The organism is Bacteroidota bacterium (assembly GCA_016183775.1).
Lineage (GTDB): Bacteria > Bacteroidota > Bacteroidia > JABDFU01 > JABDFU01 > JABDFU01.
The window spans coordinates 1-17,243 of record JACPDY010000068.1 but is presented as its reverse complement, the minus strand read 5'-3'; the positions used below and the strand labels follow the sequence as shown (position 1 = coordinate 17,243).

The window sequence follows — 17,243 nt, the reverse complement described above, 5'->3', positions numbered from 1 at the left end:
GTCATGGCAGACTTTGTTTTCTTAATGATAGGTTTAGCAGCCTTTTTAGGCTTGGCTGATCCGGCTGTTTTTTTCTGTCCGGCAACCTTTTTTTTGTTTTTTGCAGCAGATTTAGCGGGTTTCGCCTTTTTTATTTTTTTTGGTGTTTTTGAAGCCTTCTTAGCCATCTTAGTTTGAATCTGAATTCGGAGGGCAATATATAAAAAAATACAATCAACCAAATATTTAATTCATTTTTTTAAATAATAAAGTAAGGGAAATGAAAAAAAGAATAATCTGCTATCTTTGCCCCCCGCTATTGGACGGATAATTAAGAATTTACAGATGGGGGTATTCGCCTAAGGTGGTGGAGCAGGATTAATAACTGTCCCGTCCAAGTCGGACCGGCGAAGTTTGAGGATAAGTAAAAATAGTTTAATAAATAGCCGGCGGGGTAGCTCAGTTGGTGAGAGCGCAGGATTCATAACCCTGAGGTCGGGAGTTCGAATCTCCCTCCCGCTACAAAACGGGATATTCAGATAAATCATCTGGTATCCCGTTTCCCCTTTTCCTTTAAAAACACTGACAGATAGGAAGTTACAACGATTGGAGAAACCCCGGCCTGTTCTTTGAATGATACACGTATAGGTCACTGTATTTATTGTTGCTTTTAGCATCTTGTACAACTTTGCCTTTGGCGAATTGCTAAAATTGGTGATGCTTCATGTTGTTTTTTATTTATGCTTAGTTTGAAACAGATCAATATATTTTTCAAATATAAATACCCTGTTACGTTTATAACCAGTTTTTTCTTTCAGTATATGCAATCTTTCAAATTCATCAATCAGCCGGTGAGAAGTTGCAATATTTATCTTTAATACTTTGGCCACTTCGATAGTATCAATCAATGGTTTGCTATATAAGTAATTTAGCAGCTCTTTTGCCAATGGAGCCCGTTTACCCATTTGGATTATTTTCTTTTCTTCTACTTCCTGCCTTAGTTTAATAATAGCATTAAATGTTTCGATGGAATTTTGTGCTGTTTCCATAACGCCTACTAAAAAAAATTTAAGCCACTGAACAAGATTATTGTTTGTTCTCACTGTTGTGAGGTTATCGTAATAATAGCTTCGGTTTCGCTCAAAAAAATCCGATAAATACAAGGATGGTTTATGAAGAATCTTATTGCTTACCAAATAAAGAGTGATCATCAATCTCCCTAACCTGCCATTACCGTCTAAAAAGGGGTGAATGGATTCAAACTGGTAATGAGCAATTCCTATGCGAATGAGGTGGGGTACTTCCAGCTGGGGATTATTCAAAAATTTTTCAAGATCACTCATTAAATAAGAGACTTCATTATGGTGCGGTGGTATATATACCGCATCATTTAATGATGCCCCGCCAATCCAGTTTTGAGAGGAACGAAATTCACCGGGTAATTTATGTTTACCCCGCACACCCTTTAAAAGCTTTTTATGTGTCTGTTTAAATAAGCGGTTGCTTAAGGGTAATTTATCCAATTGAGCAATGGCATAATTCATTGCATCAATATAATTATGTACTTCTTTCCAATCGTCCCGTTTTTCGGGTTTGATTTGCTCCTCGCTTTGAAACGCTTCTTCGATGGTAGTTTGGGTTCCTTCTATCTTACTGCTTTGGGTAGCTTCTTTGGTGATGTGCATACGGATAAAGAAATTCACGTCAGGTATTAACATGGAAAAAGCATTCAACTCTCCCAATTTCCTGTCGGCTTCGCTCAGCAGTTGGCTTACTTTAGCATCACTTACCAGCCAGGAATGATTAATTGGTTCCGGTGAAAAGCTTTTGTAGTTATACTGGTTTTTGTATGTACCAGATTTGTATTGATTAATGTCCATAACGCTTTTTTAACATTGCAAATATAGTAATTTATATTCGCAGATTATAATATAACTGCAAATTAGTTAAACTATTTTAGCAATGCTGGAATTGTGCTAAAAATGGATTATTTGATGAAGCGGTTTTGTTTAATTTAAAAGTGTTCTCAAATGCAATAGTACGTTTATTGCCTCTTTTCCTTAAATGTATTCCAGTCTTTCAACAATCAAACCTGTGAGAGGTTGTAATGTTTATCTTTAATACTTTTGCTACTCACGATTGAGATTTTTTGTCTGTTTTTAGATTTTAATTCTTTTCATCTATGCTTAAAGGTCCGGAACCAAAATATATAATAAGTAAAGCGGCTCCAAGCATAGAAATATTTTTCATGAAGTTGGCCATTTGCATTTGCGTTTGCATAGGGTCTGTTTCTTTCCAGAATGCGTGCATATAAAAAGTAACAGGAATAAGGAATATAACTATTAGCCATGCGCCCCATTTTGCTTTATAACCGAGTATAATGCTTATTGCTCCAATGATGGCAATAATTCCTGATAAGGGTACTAATGCTGAAGCGACAGGTACTCCATTGGAAGCGGCATATTCGACCGCCTTATCCGTGAAATGACTCATTACAGTCATAAGAAAAATCAATGAATAAAAAATTCTACCTGTTAAAACAATATATTTCATAGTGTTGATATTTTAATACGCGGATAATATTTTAGGGCGTTTCCGGTTTAGTTGGAGATGGATTAATTCGCGTTGGATCGGATTTTTCGGGTTCTTCAATGCGTGTTGGATCAATCTTTTCAGGTTCATTTACTCCTGGTTTACGTTTCGTAGGGTCAGGATTTTTATCGGGTTTTGCCGGAATATCCTTTTCGGGTTTAACAGGAGCTTGTCCGCGTTTATTTTTTTCAGATGTGCTTGTATGTTTTTTCATAATAATATTAAATGTTGATTTAAAAGACAATTAAACCCCAATATGTCAATGCCCGACATTTCAATAACACTAAAATATATGCCAAAAATATTAGTGCAAATCCCGCTTGCCTGAAATATTAGTTTAAAGAGGAAAGAAAATCGCCGTACAGCAACTTTTAAAAGTCAAAACTTATTGATGCTTGAAAAATTGATTGCTCTTCATGTTTTTTTGAGGCGATCGACCACTTACCTAAAGTTGAGGAAAAACAGCTATTGTCTGATTTGCCGTACACCAATCCTTTAGAAAACAAAAATGATTGCAGCCTCTGTTTCTGCTCATAATTTCCTGCGTTCCAAAGCTCCAATATATTCCCGCAACCTTTGGCATAGTTGACAAGGCTGATAAGATTATTTTCACCACTTACAGAGTAAATGCTTTTTTCAACGCTGGCTTTTTCTTCCTGGAACTTATATAGAAATTATTCATAAAGTTGCTTGTCCAGTTCTCCTGCTACAAAGATTGTGCATGATGAAACGCTTGATTAACGAAATGAAAATATGACGTTTAATCCAAGCAAAAAAGCCGGGCTGTTAATTCTCGGCTTTTCCTTGCCGCTGTTTGCTAAGTGAAAGATTCTCAGTGCTATTTTAAGCGTCCGGAATTTCCGGCTCAACTAATTTCGCCAGTTTTTCTAACGACTCCTGCCAACCTAAATAGCACATTTCTGCAGGTATAGCAGAAGGAATATTTTCCTGAATGACTTTAAGTTCAGTACCGACAGAAACCTTTTTGAGCCAAACCGAAGTAATCATTTCTCCGGGCAAATTAGGGTCGTCAAATTTATCGGTGTACTTTAAGAACTCATTGGGTTTTATTTCCAAAAACTTTCCGGCAAAGGAATGACTATTGCCGGTGGAAAAATTGATAAAGGACATTTTATAACTACCTTCCACGCGCGCATCCATTTCATGAACAATACATGTAAATCCATAAGGCGGAAGCCAACTGGCAAGAGCATTGGCTTCAACGAAGGCACGATATACTTTTTCGGGAGTTGCTTTAAGAACTCTATGTAATTTTACTTTGTTTTCGGACATATGATTTTTTTGAATAAGACAAAGATAATATCGTTACATACTCAGAATACTATAATTCGATTGATGGTGAAATATTAATAGCCGAATCCTGTTTTTCTATAGACATTTTACGCGGGACGATGCCCTCTGTTAATGGGTGCAACTTTTCCAAAGCCTTTGCGAGTAAGAGCCCAATTTGTATTTATTATTAACGCCTCGTTTTCTCAAAGTGGGAAATTTATTTCTCGGATTATAGCCACAAGATATAATTTTTTTGAAAATAGAACTTCAAAGATATAACTGGCATAATTTTTTCTGCATTTGCAGTTGTTAAAAATAAATTCAAAAAAATATAAACACTTTAAATTTAAAAATTAAAATTATGACACAATTAACAAAAAAAAGAAGAAATGGAAATGGTGGCTTATTTCCTTCTCTCAGAAATGATTTTCTTAGCAATAGATTTTTTAGCCCACGTCGTTTGTTTGATTTCGATGATGATTTTTTTGACGGTGGTATGAGTACTCCTCCTCCTGCTAACATCACTGAGACTAACAAAGAATTCAGGCTTGATCTATCTGTTCCCGGCATGAAAAGAGACGACTTTGATGTAGACATTGAAAATGGCGTTTTAACTATCAGCGCAGAAAAAGAGGAAGAAAAAAAACAGGATGACAGGAACTACAAACGCAGGGAATTTTCCTACAATAGTTTTTGCAGAACTTTCACCTTACCGGAGAATGTAAATGAAAGTAATATCAATGCAAAATATGATAATGGTATGCTTCAGATTACCATTCCCAAAAAAGAAGTAACAGTTTCAGCCCCCAAAAAGCAAATTACAGTTTCCTGAAAAAATGTGAACAGCCCGGGAGTGAAAAACCCCCAGCTTCTTAAACTTAATAATAATCTAAAAACAAAAACCATGAAAAAATTAATATTACTATCACTTCTTATTGTAGGAAGTTATTCCGGAATTTACAGTCAAAAGCCAGCTATAGTGACAAGCGACAAGAGCGGATGGCATAAAATAGGTGAAACCACCGTTAATTTTAAAACTGAAACAGATGAAATCGCTGTGATGGGTGCTGATCGGTTCGCATTTATCAAAATTAAAGTCAATGATGCATCCATTCATTTAACTTCTTTTGATATTCACTTCGAAACCGGTGATAAACAAAGCGTGATTATAGGTCAGGAAATTAAAGCTCCTGGCGAAACCCGTGTGGTGCAGTTAACCGGAGGTGAACGAAGCATAAAAAAGGTCTCGTTCATATATAAAACCGTAGCAAACGCTAAAGACAAAAAAGCGCGTGTTGAATTATGGGGGTTAAAAACAAATCCTGATAAGAAAACAAGCAGTGCTAAATGATACAGCTAATTTAATATAATAATGAAAACTTTAATCTTAATAATTATGGCAACAGTAGCAACTAAAACTTTAACAATCGAAAGCCCGGTCTTTACAAATAATAATTCTATTCCATCTAAATATACCTGTGACGGAACAAATGTTAATCCTGCCTTAACAATTAAGGATATTCCGGTAGAAACTAAATCACTCGCACTTATAATGGACGATCCGGATGCTCCTAATGGCACTTTCGACCATTGGTTAATGTGGGATATTCCGGTAAGAGAAAATATAGAAGAAAACAGCATGCCTGGCATTCAGGGTAAAAATAGTAAAGGTGAAAATAAATATACCGGGCCTTGTCCGCCTTCCGGTACGCATCATTACCATTTCAGAGTATATGCATTGGATACAAAACTTAACCTTTCACCAGGTACAGATAAGAGTGCATTATTGAAAGCTATGGAAGATCATATTCTTGCTGAAGGTGAATTAACAGGACTGTACAAAAAATAACTTTAAATTAAAATTTATGAAAAAGGTAATCGCTTTAATCATTGTTTCAATTCTTTCGGTTAATGTATTTGCGGGTGATACAAAAAATCATCCTGATAAATACTGTGCTAAAATGAAGGATGGAAAGAAAGTAATAATGCATCAGGGAAATCCTGTAACAACAGATGTAATACTCGCTAATGGCACTAAAATCCAAACAGATGGAACAATAATAAAATCCAATGGTACTAAAGTAATTCTGAAAGAAGGTGAATGTATCAATAAGGATGGTGTAATAGCCGAAGAAAAGGACAAAAAAAATAAATCAGAATAAAATGCCCTGGACAAAAACAAATTATCCCAATTCCATGAAGAACCTCCCGGAAGAAGTTCGGAATAAAGCTATTGAAATTGGTAATGCCTTACTTGAGGAAGGAAAAATGGAAGAAGGAATTGCCATTGCTACTGCTATCAGCAGGGCTAAAGATTGGGCTGCTGAACATGGTAAAAAATTTGAAAATCCTGAAAAGTCAAGAATCACTGATGTTAAACAACATGGCCAGGATAGGATTGTCATTCCTTATGAAAATGAATGGGCTATTAAGGTAGAGGGCAGGGCTGCTGTTGAAAAGATTTTTCATACTAAACAGGAGGCTGTAAAGGAGGCCCGTAAAGAAGCCAAAGATGTAAATGGTTCACTGACGATTCAACGAAAAACCGGAAAGGTTGAAAAAAGAATTTCGTATAATCCTAAAAATATCGGTTCACAAACAAATAATAAAAAAACTTGAAAATGGCTACATTATTAGTTGCAACTTCCCTCGCTCTTCTTGTAATATATGCAGGAATAAAATTACTCATTCAGACCAAGCAGGAGAACCTTGGTAATCTTTACAAAGGGGCTTCCTGGTTTTTCATTATAGCTGGTTTACTCACATTGGTTTGTATAGGCGCATGTTGTATTGCCATGTGCTGCAAATATGGAATGCACATGATGCATAAAGGACATCATATGAAAGGTTACCATGATGGATATAAGAAAGAAATGAAATATCATCACGGGAAAATGGATGAAGGCTGCATAATTAATTTTAATTGCTGCGGAAGCGAAATGGCTAAATGCTGTTCCTATATGGACTATTGCAAACAAGACACAATAAAATATAACAGGAAATAATAATCAAATAATTTAATACTTATGAAAACTGATCCAAAAATACGAAAAGACATCGAAGATGAGTTAAAATGGGATGTCAGGATAAATTGTTCGAAGATTAATGTTGATGTGAGCAATGATCTAAAAATCAGTATTCCCGGCGTTTCCAAAAGATCCGATGCTGAAATTAAAAAGACAGTCTTTGATTCTATTAAGTGGAACAGTTCTGTTAAAGAAGATAAAATAAATGTGGAGGTGAAAGATGGCTGGGTAACGCTGAGCGGGGAAGTTGAATGGGCATATCAAAAATCCAAAGCGAAACTGTTGGCAGAGGATATAGTGGGAGTAACGGGAGTTACCAATAATATTAATGTGGTTTCAGCTTTTTCCACAAACGTTCAGGACGTGAAGCATAAAATAAATTCTGCGCTGAAAAGAAATCATTACCTGAACTCCAATAAAATTAATGTGCTTTGAGTTAGATGGAAGCAAGTGAAATTACAATTCCAATTGGGAATAACATACATTTAAAGGGGAACCTGCATGTGCCAGCCGGTGCAAGTTCCTTTGTAATATTTTCTCACGGCAGCGGAAGCAGCCGTTTTAGCAGAAGAAATAACCATGTTGCTGAAATTTTAAATAAAGAGGGCATCGCCACTTTACTTACTGATTTGCTCACCGAGAAAGAAGATGAAATATATGAAAATCGATTTAATATAGATCTGATCACTGAACGTCTTATTGTAGTTACAAATAATGCCAGGCAGAGATCCGGATTACAAAATACAAAAATTGGTTTTTTTGGTGCAAGTACAGGTGCAGCTTCTGCATTAAAAGCAGCGGCACAAATGAGTAATACTATTGAGGCAGTAGTTTCCAGGGGAGGCCGGCCTGACCTTGCAAAAGAAGCATTAAAAGAAGTAAAAGCTCCAACTTTACTCATAGTTGGCAGTCGTGATTCAGGTGTGATTGAATTGAATGAAAACGCCTTTAATATACTACGGTGTGAAAAAAAACTGGAAATAGTAAACGGAGCCACTCATTTATTTGAGGAACCTGGAAAATTAGATGAAGTGGCAAGGCTTGCTACGAATTGGTTTGTTAAATATCTCCATCCTGTATTGGCAACAAAATAATATGATCCCCCGTTTCAGAGATAGAAAGGATGCGGCTCAAAAGCTGATCCCGTATTTAAATAAATACCGCGACCAAAAAGTTGTAATATTGGCAATCCCCCGCGGAGGCATACCTATTGCACATCCAATTGCAAAGACTTATAATTTCCCCCTTGACCTTTTAATGACCAAAAAAATTGGACATCCATTTCAACCGGAGTTTGCCATTGGTGCAGTAAGCCCGGAAGATTATATTATTGATGATCAATTTTCAGTAGACCAGACTTATATTGATAGTGAAGTTAAACGAATCCGTGAATCACTGAAGGAAAGGTATAAAAAATGCATGGGCGATCATAAGCCCGTGGGCCTTGAAAATAAGGTGGTGATTATTATTGATGACGGTGTGGCAACAGGTCATACTATTCTTTCTGCTATAAAAATGCTTAGGCAAAAAAAACCAAAAAAAATAGTTGTGGCTGTTCCTGTCGCACCGGGAGAAACAGCAGAAAAAATAAAAAGAGAAGTTGACGATTTTATTTGTTTATACACTCCAACACCTTTCATTGGCGTGGGGTTACACTATTTAGATTTTTCTCCCGTATATGATGACGAAGCAATTCACTTAGTCAAGGATGCCAATCATTTTGAAGAAAACCATATAAATAATAATTATGGCATTTTTTCAAAATGAAAAAAGTTATAGATATCTATAAACGCTCAGAGAAAATTATCACACAATGGATGGCTGTTCACAGTCTCCTGTTTTTAAGGATAGCGCTTGGGATAATCTTTTTCTGGTTTGGAGTATTAAAATTCTTTCCCAATCTGAGTTCAGCCGAGAGTTTGGCAATTCGTACAATTGAAAACCTTACATCAGGAAAATTACCTCCCCAAGCCGCTATTAATATACTCGCAACCTGGGAATGCCTTATAGGGATTGGATTTATTTTGGGCAAGTTCATGCGCATTACTTTAATCCTTTTGTTTTTGCAAATGATCGGTACTGTAATGCCCCTTTTTATGTTTCCGGAACTAACTTTTACGAGCATACCATTTGTACCAACATTGGAGGGACAATACATAATTAAGAACCTGGTTATTATTGCTTCAGCTATTGTATTATTGGCCACAATAAGGGGAGGGGCCGTGGTAGCTGATCCTAAAATTGCTAAGGAAGCGAAAAAAGAGGAAGAAGAAAAGGTAGAAGAATTAAAACACAGGAACTAAAAATAAAGTTCAATATTATAATTTTCATGACATTTAGAGTTCTATCATATCATAAAGCATCAAGCCCCTGTGTTACCAGGGGCTGATGCATGATTTTGTGTTTTCCTTTCATCCCGCTTTATGGCGGGGACTCAAGTAAAAGGGTTTAATTCTCAGGCTTCACAAGTGAAACCTCCCCTAAACACATCATCGCATTAAATAATACAAGTATTATGCCAGTTAACTTTTATCAGTATTTCCTGATTTTTAATAGTATCTGTGTAAATATAACTTCTCAAAATGAGTATTTTTTTCCAATATATTTTTCATTTTATTTTTTTGATGCGGATGTATTAATTTAAAAACCTATAATTTGTTTTTATTCAGACTGGCTTGAATTTTGAAATATAATTGTAAAAAAATATAGAGTTATGCCAGAAAAGAAAACCCTCCAACGTGCACGTAGCGCAAGACGCAAGGGAAGATCTGCCAGCACACAAGCCGGTGAATTTGTCCGTGAAGAAATACATCATATTCGTGAAGGAAAACATGGAGCAAAGTCAGCGAGGCAGGCAATAGTTATTGGCTTATCTAAAGCAGGAAGGGCAGGAGTAAAATTAAAACCGCCAGCTAAGGGAAAAACCTCCGAAAAGACCAGGAAAAGCGCAGAACAAGCTTACAAGAAAGGACAAAAACATGAACCGGTTTCTAAAACACGTTCAAGAGCAAGAGTCCGGGCGTTAAAAAAAGAAAGGGCTTCAGCAGCCTCTCATACCGCACTTTCGCGCCAGGCACATTCAGCTGCCAAACATCGTACAGCAGCGGAACGGTCCAAAGCTGCCCGCAAAGCTGTTCGTACAAAAGGTTCTAAAGGACGGGCTGAAGCTGCAAAAAAAGCAGCGCACACCAGAGCCAGAGAGTTAAATGAAGCTTAACGCGATATGAGCCACATCGAACAAACACATATCCTGGATCTTACCGATCAAATTGCAAAAGTATCTCATCGACTTGCAAATGCCGCGGATCTTGATGCTCTTTTGGAAGAGATAGGTGATGCCCGATACGTTTTACTGGGAGAGGCAAGTCATGGTACGCATGAATATTATACCTGGAGAACCCATATAAGCAAGCGGCTGATATCAGAAAAGAATTTCTCAATGATAGCAGTGGAGGGTGATTGGCCTGATTGTTATCGTTTAAATCGTTACATAAAAGGATATCCCGGTTCCGGTGAAAGCGCCAAAGATGTATTCCATGCTTTTAACCGCTGGCCTACATGGATGTGGGCTAATTGGGAAACCGTTGCTTTGGCTGAATGGCTTCGTAAGCATAATTCCAAACTTCCGTTGGGTGGGAAAGTCGGATTTTATGGATTAGATGTTTATAGTCTTTGGGAATCAATGGAAGCTATAACCAAGTATCTTGAAAAGACGGATCCTGCTGCATTAAAATCAGTACAGGAGGCAATGGATTGTTTTGAACCGTTTGATGTAAGAGAAGGATTTTCCTATGCCGCAAGAAGTTATGGTCTCACTGCTTCCTGTGAGCAGGAAGTTGAAAACCTTCTTGCAAATATCAGGCGTAAAATGCCACAATACAATACAGATCATGAAGAAGTATTCAGCGCAGAGCAAAATGCACTTGTAGCAGTCAATGCTGAGCGTTATTATCATGTAATGATGGGGGGAGGAGAAGCCTCATGGAATATAAGGGATCGCCATATGTCTGAAACGATTAATAGGCTTATGGAATTTCACGGTAAAAGAGCAAAAATAATTATCTGGGAACATAACACTCACATAGGTGATGCCAGGGCTACAGACATGAAACACGTGGGCCTTATTAATGTAGGGCAGTTAGTAAAAGAAGAACATGCATCAGAAGGAGTTGTTCGTATAGGGTTTGGTTCATTTGAAGGTACGGTTCTGGCAGCTTATCATTGGGGCAGTGAAGTAAAGAAAATGAAAGTTCCAAAAGCCGTAGAAGGAAGTTGGGAACATTTACTCCAGAACTCCGGAGCGTATGATAAATATATTCTTTCAAAAGACATTAAAAATTTTAAAACTACAATAGGACATAGAGCCATCGGAGTTGTTTATGATCCGGATTATGAATATGGAAATTATGTTGCCAGCATTATTCCTTCCCGCTATGAAGCATTTATGTTTTTTGAAAAAACACAAGCACTTCATTCGTTGCATGTTAAGCCTGATGGCCTGCAAATGCCTGAAACATATCCTTGGGGAGTGTAGATTTTATAAATGTGATATGACTATGAGGTTGTTTAAATTTCATAAATGTAATAAACCGGTGGCCCCAATGCCTGCCGGCCTGGGCAGCATAGGAGTGAACTGTTTGTAGTAAAATGATTTATCATATATTTAGCCCGATGCCTGCTGGCAGGTAGGCATCGGGCAATGTCATTAAGTTAAGCCCGAAGGGCTTGAATATAAATAACCTCCGGTAAAACCGGATGAAAAAAATAACACAAGCCATTATCCAACCCTGAAAGGGTTGAATATCAATGTAAATATATTTAACTCTTTCAGGGTTGCAGGCATTAACTTTAAATCTGAAATCTTTTCAGCGTATTCTTCAGCGTACGCGTAAACTGAATTTTCAATTCTCTAAATGAGCAAAATTATTGTGCCTGATTTTTACGCTTCTGTTACAAGGACGTCTTCTGCTATTTTCTTTTTACAATATACCCGGCAAAAGGCGATCCGCATTTTCACATTTCATTAATAGTTTCAGCGGGAGCTGATCGTTTTCTTTTTCCGCTTAATTAAAATTATAAGTCATAATAAAAATCAGGTATAGATTTGTCAATTATTTCATAAGTTCATACATTAGTGAACTAATAAACATTTATAATGAAAAATATAACGATTTATGAGTTGCACGCAGAAGTATGCAAAGCATTGGCTCATCCGTTGAGGATTGAGGTAATTGATCTTCTTCAGAAGAAAGAATTATGCTTTAGCGATATGCTTGAGAAAACAGGCGGATTGAAATCAAACCTATCACAGCATTTATCAATCATGGCAAACAGCGGTATCCTGAACGTGAGAAAAGACAGCCGGTGTAATTATTACAGCCTTTCTTCATCAAAAGTGGCAAAGGCTTGTTCACTTATGCGGGAAGTGTTAATTGACAATCTTAAAAAGCAACAGCAACTTCATAAAAGTATTTTAAAATGAGTAAAACAATTTTAGTATTAGGTGGCGGATGGGGCGGTTTGACCGCTGCTCATGCCTTAAAAAGTAAATTACCCGGTGATTATCGTATCGCTGTCATTGAAAAAAGACAATCATTTGTTTTTTATCCCTCTTTCCTCCGGGCAATGATCGGGGAAACAACCGGATTAAACTACATTGAAAGCCCTTTGAAAAACCTTTTAAGGAAAGATTTGGAAATAATCAATGAAGAAGTGATCCGCATTGATCCCGAAACAAAAACAGTTTATACCAATGCGCAAACTATCCAGGCCGATTACATCATTATCGCGATGGGAGCGGAATTATATCCCGAAACAATTCCCGGATTTAATGAATATTGCCTGAACCTTTACGATACAAAAGGAGCATTTGAGATTCACGAAAAACTTGAAAATTTTACCAAAGGCAAAATTGCATTTCTTGTTACCCGCACCCCGTTCCGTTGCCCTCCGGCACCATACGAAGCTGCCATGTTAGCCGAATGGTTTTTGAGAGAAAAGGGAGTAAGAAATAATATTGAGATTTCTATATATACACCTGAAAAATTCCCAATGCCTTCTGCCGGAGAACAGGTAGGTGAAGCATTCAAACAGATTTTAAGTGCGCATAATATTCAATTTTTCCCTGAGCACAACGTTTCTAAAGTCGAAGGTAAGTCAAACAAAATTCTTTTCTCAAATAATAAAGAAGCGAATTACGATCTGCTTATTGGTGTTCCGCCACATGGTGCGCCTAAAGCAATTGTAGAATCGGGCTTAACCAATTCATCCGGGTACATTTCCGTTCACCCTCAAACAATGGAAATACTCAATAACCCGGAAGAACTCACTACGCGCTTTCCGGGTATTTATGCAATTGGAGATAGTGCGGGAATTATGCTCTTAAACGGAAAGTATCTGCCTAAAGGCGGAGTATTTGCGGAAGAAAAAGCGCAGGTAGTTGCAAGAAATATCATCTCGCTAATTAAGGGAGAAAAACCAATGGCTTCATTTAGCGGACAGGGAGTTTGTTATGTAGATGTGGGAGATGGAATGGCTGCTGAAGGTGCAGGAGATTTTTACGCATATCCCGATCCTGTTGTTAAACTGGCAATGCCATCTAAAGAAAGCCGTAAAGCAAAGCATGAATTTGAGCGGATTTTTGAATGGTGGTTTACTGAATATCAAAACAAATAAACCGTAAAAATATGAAAACAAAGATTGTTCTCTTGTTCTCCGTAGTAGCAGTATTGATGTTTTTCGCATTTAACACTTCTGTTCAGAAAGATAAAGAGCCCTGGAGCAAAAATCAGCTAATAGAACCGGCAGACCTTGCAAAAATCATTAATGACGTATCAGCAAAGAAGCCGGTTATATACAGTGTTGGTCCCGGAGCAAACATCAAAGGATGTGTTGAAATGGGTGCTGCACAGGAAAAGGAAAATCTTGAGAAGTTAAAAGCGGCTCTCCGTAAACTTGATAAAAATGCGGAAATAGTTATCCTGTGCGGATGTTGCCCGTTTGAACATTGTCCGAATATTCGTCCTTCATTTGAATTGCTAAATGAAATGAAATTCACAAATCATAAACTTCTTAATCTTACGAAAAATCTAAAGGTGGACTGGATTGATAAGGGTTATCCAATAAACGAATGATTGAAGAAAAAAACATATCGGTATTTGATAAAAATGCACTGGAGTATGACCAATGGTATGATAAGCATTGTAATATTTATCAGTCAGAAATTCTTGCCTTAAAACAAGCAATTCTGCACAATAAAAATGGAGTTGAAATTGGTGTTGGCACAGGTCGTTTTGCTGAACCATTAAACATAAAAGCCGGAGTTGAGCCGTCTGAAAACATGGCGAAAGTTGCGGAACAAAGAGGGATAAAAGTTTACCGAACCGTTGCCGAAAACCTTCCCTTTGAAAACGAAACTTTTGATTTTGCATTGATGGTAACAACCGTTTGTTTTCTCACGAACATTCCGAAAGTATTTAAAGAAGTTCACCGGATATTGAAACCAAAGGGAGAAATTATACTTGCTATCATAGACAAAAACAGCGAACTCGGAAAGAAATATGAAAAAGAAAAATCATCAAACAAATTTTATAAGGATGCCCATTTCCATTCCACCGGAGAAATAACAGAATTGCTGAAACAGGCCCATTTTGAAAAATTTGAATACTGGCAAACACTAACCACATCAAACACTAATGAAGTTGAACAACCACAAATGGGTTTCGGCAAGGGAAGCTTTGTAGTAATAAAGGCAATAAAATATTAACCATAAAATAAATAGTATGAAAATCCTGATTTTAATTAATGATGCTCCTTATGGAACAGAAAAGGCGTACAATGCTATGCGTTTAGCAAATCAACTTGGTAAAGACCATGAACGGGTTGAAGTGAGGATATTTTTAATGGCGGACGCGGCAAACTGTGCGATAGCTAATCAAAATACCCCCAATGGTTACTATAATATCGAGCGTATGATCAAACTTGCTCTTACAAAAGGGGCAAAAGTAAAAATATGCGGAAGTTGTGCTGATGCAAGGGGGTTAAAAAATGCGGTACTTATTGAAGGGACAGAAATAAGCACAATGGCAGAACTTACCAATTGGGTGGTGGATAGCGATAAAGTACTCGTATTTTAATCGTTATAAAGTTCTCGGATAGGAGAAAATTTATTTTCTATGAATGTGCATAAGGTGAGGGTAAAACCGGAGATAAACTTCTCCTGAAAATGGATTCTGACCATATAAGGAAGTAAGTTGACTATCCGGTATAAAGATAGATGCCTGAATACCAAAAGCTAAATTATTTCCAGCCTTTCTAAGGAAGACCCTATTTACTCCTAAAGTAAAACCCTGAATGGTAAAAATAATTGTTTGTCCATTGCTGAACTGTGGTAGATCAAGCTCCTCTGCGCTTTTTTGTATCCATTCGTATCTGCCATAAATTGCGGTCCTGTCTAACTGGAATGCTGGCTCTAATAAAAATGAATTTTCCTTATGGTCACTATTATTAAGTCCCCACACAATTGTTGTGGCTAAATATTTATTTTCTTCGCCAATTGGAATATGATTAATAATTGAAGCCGTTGTTCTATTAATATCCTGCTCCGGTTTGGCTATTTCCGGTTTATTCAGAAATGCCTGCGACACTTGAATTGCAATTTGCTTTGTTGGATTGCACAGCAGCCGAACAGAATAAGAATCAAATTTCGGATTGTCAAAATCGTATCTTTTATTATCCGGCTCCCGACCTGTAAAACCTGAACCTTCTATTTTGAAAAATTTATATCGTATTCCCAGGGTAGCAACTCCAAATGTAATGTGCGTTGCATCCTGCCAATGATGTGATAATGGTGCATCGGGATTGTTTAAAGCAGAATTTCTATGCATAAAAGCGACAGGCCCTAAAGCCGGTTCGCCCGGATAACCCAGGTATCCTGTTACATCAACATCTTTAGAAAACATTTGCGTATAACCAACCGAAAGTTCAGAAAATAAATCATGCGGGTGCTGTTTGTCTGTTAAGCGTTTTCCTTTATAGATTTCTCCAGTCTGAAAAAGTAGTGGATACCCTTCGCTGCCAATAGTAAAAGGATCAAAGGAAAACATTCCGCTAAAACGAAACAGTCCTTTCTTTCCTGCTTTCTTTTGTCCCATTGCCATGATCCAATTCGGAGCATCGAATTTTTCGCCTCCTCTGATGCCATTATTAAAAATGTCCTGCTTATTATATCTGAGAAATAAATTAGCATGTACCATAAACATCCAGTTTTTCACATGAGCCCCATGTCCGTACATAACAGTTGCATCAGGCATCCATCCCGTTCCTGAACCATTTCTGCTCATAGGTAAATTAAGCGAAAATGAATGTGGCATCATTGACATAGTATCTTCCAAGCCTGAAGAACCCTCTTTAGCCTTCATCTGATGTTGCTCATGCTGACCGGATGAATATTTTGGAAAGAAAATAGTCAATAAGATCGCAAATACAAATGCAGCGAAACGGGAAAATATTTTCATGCTCATAATGGGTGATTCACTCCACCGGCATATTGCTCATTACCCTGCATTCTTCAGCGCATTTGCGGCAAACTTCAGCGCATTTTTTACAATGTTCCAGATCAGAATGTTTTTCACACTCGGCAGCACAGGCATCGCAAACCTTTGCACAAAGTTCGCAAATCTCACTCGCAAATTGACTTCCACCCGACATCATTTTTGCAGAAAGCATACACATCGTAGCGCAATCGCTGTTCAGTTTAATACATTGTACTAATACCTTTACATCTTTTTCGTTAAGACAAGCATCTTCACAATGTTTACATTCTGTTGCACAATTGTAACATGCATCAATGCAACTTTGAAATTTTTCGTGAGCCATTGGTTTAAAAATTTGGTAAATAATAATTTTTTAAACGAAAATACTCGAACTAAATTTATGCCAATATTTTATTCGTTGAAAACCGGAAAATAATAGCCGAAAATAATATGATAATTTTCAATGGGCATTTATATCTTATACTAAACCGCTAACAAGTCTGATTTAATCCAATTAAATCCGCAGAGTGATTTTAATACTTTGGTTTCTTTTGTCAATTCCCATAGTTTTTGTTCCAGATGTTGCTCCACATGATCAATGCTTTTGAAGGTGTGGTTATTAAATTGTTTTTGTTCTCTCATGTAATCCCAAATATTTTCAACAGGATTTAATTGTGGGGAGTAGGGCGGCAAGAATAATAATCTTATGTTGTTTTGGAAGTTTTAAGTCTTTGCTTTTGTGCCATCCTGCCCCGTCCAGTGTCAGTATGATTCGATTGTGCTTAAAGTGATTGGAGAACTCATGTAAAAATGCATTCGT

Annotated in this window: 24 protein-coding genes, 1 tRNA gene and 1 pseudogene; 19 read left to right on the top strand and 7 right to left on the bottom strand. The window is 37.1% G+C overall.

The window, feature by feature from the left end; genetic code table 11:
- The first annotated feature begins 3 nt into the window (after positions 1–3).
- Both HYU69_08655 and HYU69_08650 read left to right on the top strand, forming a co-directional pair.
- Positions 4–177: a hypothetical protein gene (locus tag HYU69_08655; GenBank protein MBI2270410.1), complete on the top strand. Its 174-nt coding sequence runs from the start codon at positions 4–6 to the stop codon at positions 175–177.
- A 250-nt stretch (positions 178–427) separates the two neighbouring features.
- Positions 428–501, top strand: a tRNA-Met gene (locus HYU69_08650).
- A 212-nt stretch (positions 502–713) separates the two neighbouring features.
- Here HYU69_08650 and HYU69_08645 read toward each other — a convergent pair.
- From HYU69_08645 to HYU69_08630, 4 genes are all read right to left on the bottom strand, one after another.
- Entirely contained in the window at positions 714–1,859 is a 1,146-nt protein-coding gene (locus HYU69_08645; GenBank protein MBI2270409.1) for a Fic family protein, read from the bottom strand.
- Positions 1,860–2,145: 286 nt separating this feature from the next.
- A complete protein-coding gene (locus tag HYU69_08640; protein ID MBI2270408.1) occupies positions 2,146–2,532 on the bottom strand; it encodes a DoxX family protein in 387 nt (128 codons plus the stop codon).
- 31 nt (positions 2,533–2,563) lie between these two features.
- Positions 2,564–2,785, bottom strand: a complete 222-nt coding sequence (locus tag HYU69_08635; GenBank protein ID MBI2270407.1) for a hypothetical protein — start codon at positions 2,783–2,785, stop codon at positions 2,564–2,566.
- Between the two features lie 629 nt (positions 2,786–3,414).
- The gene (locus HYU69_08630; GenBank protein MBI2270406.1) at positions 3,415–3,864 is read right to left on the bottom strand and encodes an SRPBCC family protein; all 450 of its coding nucleotides are present in this window, start codon (positions 3,862–3,864) and stop codon (positions 3,415–3,417) included.
- A 361-nt stretch (positions 3,865–4,225) separates the two neighbouring features.
- Between HYU69_08630 and HYU69_08625 the strand changes: the two genes are divergently transcribed.
- From HYU69_08625 to HYU69_08545, 17 genes are all read left to right on the top strand, one after another.
- Positions 4,226–4,696 (top strand): Hsp20/alpha crystallin family protein, encoded by a 471-nt coding sequence (locus HYU69_08625; GenBank protein MBI2270405.1) that lies wholly within the window; start codon positions 4,226–4,228, stop codon positions 4,694–4,696.
- Positions 4,697–4,768: 72 nt separating this feature from the next.
- A complete protein-coding gene (locus tag HYU69_08620; protein MBI2270404.1) occupies positions 4,769–5,215 on the top strand; it encodes a hypothetical protein in 447 nt (148 codons plus the stop codon).
- A gap of 45 nt (positions 5,216–5,260) precedes the next feature.
- Positions 5,261–5,713, top strand: a complete 453-nt coding sequence (locus HYU69_08615; protein MBI2270403.1) for a YbhB/YbcL family Raf kinase inhibitor-like protein — start codon at positions 5,261–5,263, stop codon at positions 5,711–5,713.
- A 16-nt stretch (positions 5,714–5,729) separates the two neighbouring features.
- On the top strand, positions 5,730–6,026 hold the full coding sequence (locus HYU69_08610) for a hypothetical protein (GenBank protein ID MBI2270402.1): 297 nt from the start codon (positions 5,730–5,732) through the stop codon (positions 6,024–6,026).
- Between the two features lies 1 nt (position 6,027).
- Positions 6,028–6,483 carry a DUF2188 domain-containing protein gene (locus HYU69_08605; protein ID MBI2270401.1) on the top strand — a complete coding sequence of 152 codons (456 nt, stop codon included), beginning with the start codon at positions 6,028–6,030 and terminating at the stop codon, positions 6,481–6,483.
- A gap of 2 nt (positions 6,484–6,485) precedes the next feature.
- Positions 6,486–6,869: a hypothetical protein gene (locus HYU69_08600; protein ID MBI2270400.1), complete on the top strand. Its 384-nt coding sequence runs from the start codon at positions 6,486–6,488 to the stop codon at positions 6,867–6,869.
- 21 nt (positions 6,870–6,890) lie between these two features.
- On the top strand, positions 6,891–7,325 hold the full coding sequence (locus HYU69_08595; GenBank protein MBI2270399.1) for a BON domain-containing protein: 435 nt from the start codon (positions 6,891–6,893) through the stop codon (positions 7,323–7,325).
- A gap of 5 nt (positions 7,326–7,330) precedes the next feature.
- A complete protein-coding gene (locus HYU69_08590) occupies positions 7,331–7,984 on the top strand; it encodes an alpha/beta hydrolase (protein MBI2270398.1) in 654 nt (217 codons plus the stop codon).
- Position 7,985: 1 nt separating this feature from the next.
- Entirely contained in the window at positions 7,986–8,657 is a 672-nt protein-coding gene (locus tag HYU69_08585) for a phosphoribosyltransferase (GenBank protein MBI2270397.1), read from the top strand.
- Between the two features lie 50 nt (positions 8,658–8,707).
- Entirely contained in the window at positions 8,708–9,193 is a 486-nt protein-coding gene (locus tag HYU69_08580) for a DoxX family membrane protein (GenBank protein MBI2270396.1), read from the top strand.
- A gap of 410 nt (positions 9,194–9,603) precedes the next feature.
- Positions 9,604–10,107 (top strand): DNA-binding protein, encoded by a 504-nt coding sequence (locus HYU69_08575; GenBank protein MBI2270395.1) that lies wholly within the window; start codon positions 9,604–9,606, stop codon positions 10,105–10,107.
- A 6-nt stretch (positions 10,108–10,113) separates the two neighbouring features.
- Positions 10,114–11,424 carry an erythromycin esterase family protein gene (locus HYU69_08570; GenBank protein MBI2270394.1) on the top strand — a complete coding sequence of 437 codons (1,311 nt, stop codon included), beginning with the start codon at positions 10,114–10,116 and terminating at the stop codon, positions 11,422–11,424.
- A gap of 621 nt (positions 11,425–12,045) precedes the next feature.
- The gene (locus tag HYU69_08565; GenBank protein ID MBI2270393.1) at positions 12,046–12,372 is read left to right on the top strand and encodes a winged helix-turn-helix transcriptional regulator; all 327 of its coding nucleotides are present in this window, start codon (positions 12,046–12,048) and stop codon (positions 12,370–12,372) included.
- Positions 12,369–13,565 (top strand): NAD(P)/FAD-dependent oxidoreductase, encoded by a 1,197-nt coding sequence (locus HYU69_08560; protein ID MBI2270392.1) that lies wholly within the window; start codon positions 12,369–12,371, stop codon positions 13,563–13,565. Before HYU69_08565 ends, HYU69_08560 begins: the two co-directional genes overlap by 4 nt.
- 56 nt (positions 13,566–13,621) lie before the next feature.
- Positions 13,622–14,023, top strand: a complete 402-nt coding sequence (locus tag HYU69_08555; protein MBI2270391.1) for a rhodanese-like domain-containing protein — start codon at positions 13,622–13,624, stop codon at positions 14,021–14,023.
- Positions 14,020–14,655, top strand: a complete 636-nt coding sequence (locus tag HYU69_08550; protein MBI2270390.1) for a class I SAM-dependent methyltransferase — start codon at positions 14,020–14,022, stop codon at positions 14,653–14,655. Before HYU69_08555 ends, HYU69_08550 begins: the two co-directional genes overlap by 4 nt.
- 16 nt (positions 14,656–14,671) lie before the next feature.
- Entirely contained in the window at positions 14,672–15,025 is a 354-nt protein-coding gene (locus HYU69_08545; GenBank protein ID MBI2270389.1) for a DsrE family protein, read from the top strand.
- 30 nt (positions 15,026–15,055) lie between these two features.
- Here the strand turns inward: HYU69_08545 and HYU69_08540 are convergent, their stop codons facing one another.
- The 3 genes and pseudogenes from HYU69_08540 to HYU69_08530 all read right to left on the bottom strand — a co-directional run bounded on the left by HYU69_08540 (position 15,056) and on the right by HYU69_08530 (position 17,137).
- Positions 15,056–16,405: a hypothetical protein gene (locus tag HYU69_08540; protein MBI2270388.1), complete on the bottom strand. Its 1,350-nt coding sequence runs from the start codon at positions 16,403–16,405 to the stop codon at positions 15,056–15,058.
- A gap of 16 nt (positions 16,406–16,421) precedes the next feature.
- Positions 16,422–16,766 carry a four-helix bundle copper-binding protein gene (locus HYU69_08535; GenBank protein MBI2270387.1) on the bottom strand — a complete coding sequence of 115 codons (345 nt, stop codon included), beginning with the start codon at positions 16,764–16,766 and terminating at the stop codon, positions 16,422–16,424.
- Positions 16,767–16,906: 140 nt separating this feature from the next.
- Positions 16,907–17,137 (bottom strand): annotated as a pseudogene (locus tag HYU69_08530) (transposase).
- Positions 17,138–17,243: the final 106 nt, after the last annotated feature.